This is a genomic window from Pseudomonas sp. (assembly GCF_037994325.1).
Lineage (GTDB): Bacteria > Pseudomonadota > Gammaproteobacteria > Pseudomonadales > Pseudomonadaceae > Aquipseudomonas.
In genome coordinates, this window is record NZ_JBBNAH010000175.1 from 1 (window position 1) to 4,957 (window position 4,957).

Consider the following 4,957-nt stretch of genomic DNA (forward strand, 5'->3'; position numbering starts at 1 on the left):
GGCAAAAAAACGGCGCGAACTCCGAACTGCTGGAGACGCGCCGTTTGGTCCCGCCCTAAATTAATGGTGGTCGGTTTTCACCACTGGATCGGTACCGGCTACCAAGGACTTGATGATGTCCGCCGACGACGAGCCGTAGGTGGTCAGGTCAACCCCTTGCAGGGTGATGCTGACGTCCGCGCCTTGGTCGATATGGCCGCTGGTGCTGATCTGAATGGTCGAGGTGCTGGTGTCGACTTTCAGGTAGCTGAGGATATTGGCGTCGGTCACATCCGGCAGCAGGTCGTTGAGGTTGATGCGATCGCCCTCAACGGCGTTGAAGTCGGTGATGGTGGATTTGCCCACATCACCGGCCTGCCAGGTGAAGGTATCGGCACCCGCGCCCCCGGTGAGGATGTTGTTGCCGCTGCCGCCGTAGAGCAGGTCGTTACCGTCGCCGCCAATCAGGATGTCGTTACCGGCACCGCCGTAGAGCGTGTCATTGCCGGCGCCACCTTCGAGACGGTCGTTACCGGCACCGCCATCAAGGATGTCGTCACCGCTGTTGCCACGCAGCAGGTCAGCAGCCGAAGAGCCGGTCAGGCTGTGGTTGCTGTCGGTGGTGGTGGCCAGAATCGAGGTGCCGTTGGCCAGCGTCAGCGCCTGGTAGGTGGTGCTGGTGTCGACGCTGGTGCTGGTGCCGGTGCTGTCGGTCACGCTGACGTTGGTGCTGTTGCTACCGGCGAAAATCAGCGTCGCCGAGCTGGTGCCGGTGTTGCTCAGGGTCAGGTTGGCCACGCTCCAATCGCTCAGGTCGATCAACGAATCCACGCCGGTTGAGGTGGCGGTGTGGCCGTTGTTGTCGCTGATGGTCATGCCCGCTTCCAAGCCGCTGACTTTCAGTACGCTGGCGGTGTCGGCAACGCTAAAGGCCAGGGTGTTTTGCGCGGCGGTATGGGCGTTGGCAATCGCAGTGTTTTCGTAGCCGCTTTCGACATGCTTGATGGCCGCAATCTGGTCGGCGGTCAGCACACCGCTGTAGATGCGCAGGTCGTCCAGCGCGCCCTTGAAGTAGTTGGTGTCGGTAACGTCGCCGTTGCCGTTGAATTGGTTGGTGGCGCCAATTTCCAACAACTTGTTCAGGGTGCCGGTGAAGGCCGCATCGGCGGGGCTGCCAGTGGCTTCCAGCTTGCCGTCGACATACACGTTGACCAGGCCAGTGCCGGCGTCACGGCTGATAGCGATGTTGTGCCAAAGGCCATCGTTGATCGCGGTGGTGCTGTACACCCCGTTCACGTTACCCAGACCAAAGCCGATCGTGCCGGCGGAGGTGATTGCACCCCACTGGATGTCATTACCACCGCTCACCTGTTCGCTGCCGATGATGCTCGGGTTGTTCCAGGAGGTGGTGGTGCCGTTGCCGGTTTGCGTGGTGTTGAGCCAGAAGGTCAGGGTAGCGGTGCCCATCAAGGCATCGGTGATCGCCGTGGAGACATCCACATGGTCACCAATATCGTTGCCGCTGTTGAGCTGCAGGTATTTGCCGGCGCCGTCTGCACGGGTACCGGTGCCGGTACCCGAACTCAGGGTTGGAATGGCCGAGCCACCGGTGTTGTTATCGTCAGCCAGGGTGCCGGTCTGCGTGGTGTTGCTGGCATTGGTAACGGTGCCGCTGGTAGCCGAGTCGAAGGTCCAGTAACCCTTCGGCGTTACGGTGACGGTTGGGCTTGCGGCATCGCTGACCGAGTTGATCATCAGCTTGACGCCGGCTGTTTCGGTCACGCCGCCTGCGGTCACGGTGTAGGTGAAGTTCGACTGACCGTGGTAGTTGGCGGCTGGGGTGAACAGCAGCTCGCCATTGACCAGTTTCACCGTACCGTGGTCGACAGTTACCGAGCCATTGTTGGCGATGGTGGTGCCGTTGATGGCGGTAATGGTGCCGTTGCTGACGCCACCGGTGCTGCCGAAGCTGTCGTTAGCCAGTACCTTGAGGGTCACGGCGGTGTCTTCGTTGGTCACCCCGGTATCGGCAACGATATCGGCCACCGGCGTAACGCCGACGGTCACGGTGCTGTTTACAAACGCACCGCTTGGGTCGGCCACTTTCACCACAAAGCTATCGCTGCCGTTGTAGTTGGCAGCCGGCGTGTAGGTGTAGGCGCCTGTTGTCGCATTGAGCGTCAGAGTGCCGTGGGCTGGGCCAGTGGCAAGGCTATAGGTCAGCGCATCGTTGTCGATGTCAGCGCCAACGATGGTGCCTTGCAGTGCCACGTCTTCGTTGGTTGTCACGCTTTGGTTAGCGGCGGTTGGCGCGTCGTTTACCGGCGTTACGTTAAGCGTCACGGTGGCGCTGGCGGTGCCGCCTTTGCCATCGCTGATGGTGTATTGGAAGGTGGCTTCGCCGTTGTAGTTGGCATCCGGGGTAAAGGTGATTACGCCGTTAGCCAGGGCCACGGTGCCGTGGGTTGGGTTCTGCACGCTGGTGAGCGTGAGGGTGTCGCCATCCACGTCGCTGTCATTGCCCAGCAGGGTGCTGGCCTTGATCGTCAGCGCGGTGTCTTCGGCGGTTACCAGGGAGCTGGTGTTGCCGCTGGCGCCAAGCACGGTGTAGGTGCTGTCGGCAGCGCCGGCCACCTTGGTTTCCACTTTCAACACGGCGTTGCCGCCTTGGTCCCAGTAGATGATTTCGATCTGGTGGGCGCCAGAGGTGGCAATCGTGTAGTTGCCAGTGGTGGCAGCTGCACTGCGGTTGCCGTCGAACTTGATCACGTCCTGGCCGTCGATGCGCAGGATAAAACCGTCGTCCGAGGTGATCCGGAACGTGTAGGTGCCGGCTGCCAGACTGACCTGCCCGCTGAGCTTGATGATCGCGTCAGAGGTGGTGATCGGGTCGGTAGACAGGCTCGCCTTGTCGCTGCCCAGGAACGTTTGCAGGTTGGTGCCGGCGCCCAGGTCGCTGCTGACAGTCGTGGTGCCTGAACCGTAGTTGAGGCTGGTGGCGATAAAGGTGGCGTTGGGTGTTTTGCCGGCGATCAGGCTTTCAACCTGGGAAATTGTTTCCAGGTTGGCGCCGCTGCCTTGGGCATAACCGAAGTACTGGCCGGTGAGGCCCAGGCTGTAATGGTCGGCAACGGCCACCGGCGCGTCGTTCACGGCGGCAACGTTAAAGGTCAGGGTATTCGGGCTTGGGTCGAAACCGTCTTTGCTGTCTTGCACCGAGAAGGTCAGGGTGGCCAAGGCGTTGCCATTGGCGTTGGCTGCCGGGGTGTAAACCAGGTTGGCAAAGTTGGCGGCGCTGACCACGGTGCCGGCGGTTACTGCCACACCGTTGAGGGTGAGGCTGCCGCTGCCAGGCAAGGTGTCGATACGCACGGCTTTGAAGCTGTCGCCGCTATCGACGTCGGTGAAGCCGAAATCGCTGGCGGTAAAGGCGCGGCCGACGTCTTCGGTCATCGCGATGGTCGCGTTGGTGCCGGCAGGAGCGTCGTTGGTGCCAGTAACGTTCACGGTGATGGTTTGGGTTGCCGTCGCGCCATTGTTGTCGGTGACGATGGCGGTAAAGGTTTCCTTGCCGGTCTGCCCTTCAGCCAGCGCCTGAGTAGCGGCGGTGCTGTTGTTCAGGGTGTAGGTCCATACGCCTGCCGGGGTAATCGCCAGGGTGCCATAGGTGCCCGTGGTGTTGCTTACGCTCCAGGTGGTGCTGGCGTTGTGGTCGACATCGCTGGCGGTCAGGGTGCCGGTAGCCGTTGGCGTGCCGTTGGTGACCACGCCTGCATCGGTGTTGCCGGCTTCAACCACAGTGCCAGTGGCGGCCGCTGCGGAAGAGGTCACCACCGGTGCATCGTTGGTGCCGGTAATGGTGATGGTGGCGGTCTGGGCAACCTTGGCGCCGTTGTCATCGACCACGTTGTAAGTGACGGTGAGCACTTTGCTTTCGCCTACCGCCAGGGACTGGAAGCTGGCATCGGCCGGGTTCACGGTCAGGGTGTTGCCGGTACGGGTAACGCCCGCTGGCAAGGTGCCGACGTCGGTGACGTTCAGCACCGCGCCGTGGTCGACGTCGCTGGCGCCGCTCAACAGGTTGACGTTAAAGCTGGCGCTGTCTTCGGCGGCGGTGGCAACCACTGCACCACTTACCGTCGGCACATCGTTGGTGCCAGTAATGGTGATGGTGGCGGTCTGGGCAACCTTGGCGCCGTTGTCGTCAATCACGTTGTAGGTGATGGTCAGGACTTTGCTTTCGCCCACATTCAACGACTGGAAGCTGGCATCGGCCGGGTTCACCGTCAGGGTGTTGCCGGTACGGGTAACGCCCGCTGGCAGAGTGCCGACGTCGGTGACGTTCAGCACCGCGCCGTGGTCGACATCGCTAGCGCCGCTCAGCAAGTTGACGTTAAAGCTGGCACTGTCTTCGGCTGCGGCGGCAACCACTGCACCGCTTACAGTCGGCGCATCGTTGGTGCCGGTAATGGTGATGGTGGCGGTTTGTGCGACCACCGCGCCTTTGTCGTCGACCACGTTGTAGCTCACGGTGATGACCTTGCTTTCGCCCACATTCAGCGACTGGAAGCTGGCATCGGCCGGATTCACGGTCAGGGTGCTACCGGTGCGCGTAACGCCGGCTGGCAGGGTGCTGACGTTGGCCACACTCAATACTGCGCCGGTATCTACATCGCTGGCGCCGGAGAGCAGGTTGACGTTAAAGCTGGCGCTGTCTTCCGCCGCAGTAGCGGTCAATGCCGCTGCCACAGTCGGCACGTCGTTGGTGCCGGTGACGTTAACGGTGATGACCTGCGTAGCCGTACCGCCGTTGTTGTCGGTAACGGTCGCGGTGAAGGTTTCCGTACGGCTCTGGCCTTCGGCCAAGGCCTGGGTGGCGGCGGCGCTGTTGTTGAGGGTGTAGGTCCACACGCCGGCTGCGGTAATCGCGATGGTGCCGTAGGTGCCGCTGGTGCTGTCCAGGCTCCAGGTGGTGCTG

Annotated in this window: 1 protein-coding gene; it reads right to left on the reverse strand. The window is 62.0% G+C overall.

Annotated features, from left to right (window positions below):
- Window positions 1-60: 60 nt before the first annotated feature.
- Window positions 61-4,957, reverse strand: a 4,897-nt coding sequence (locus tag AAAB16_RS05970) for a tandem-95 repeat protein (protein WP_340662516.1), incomplete at its 5' end; no start/stop codon positions are given.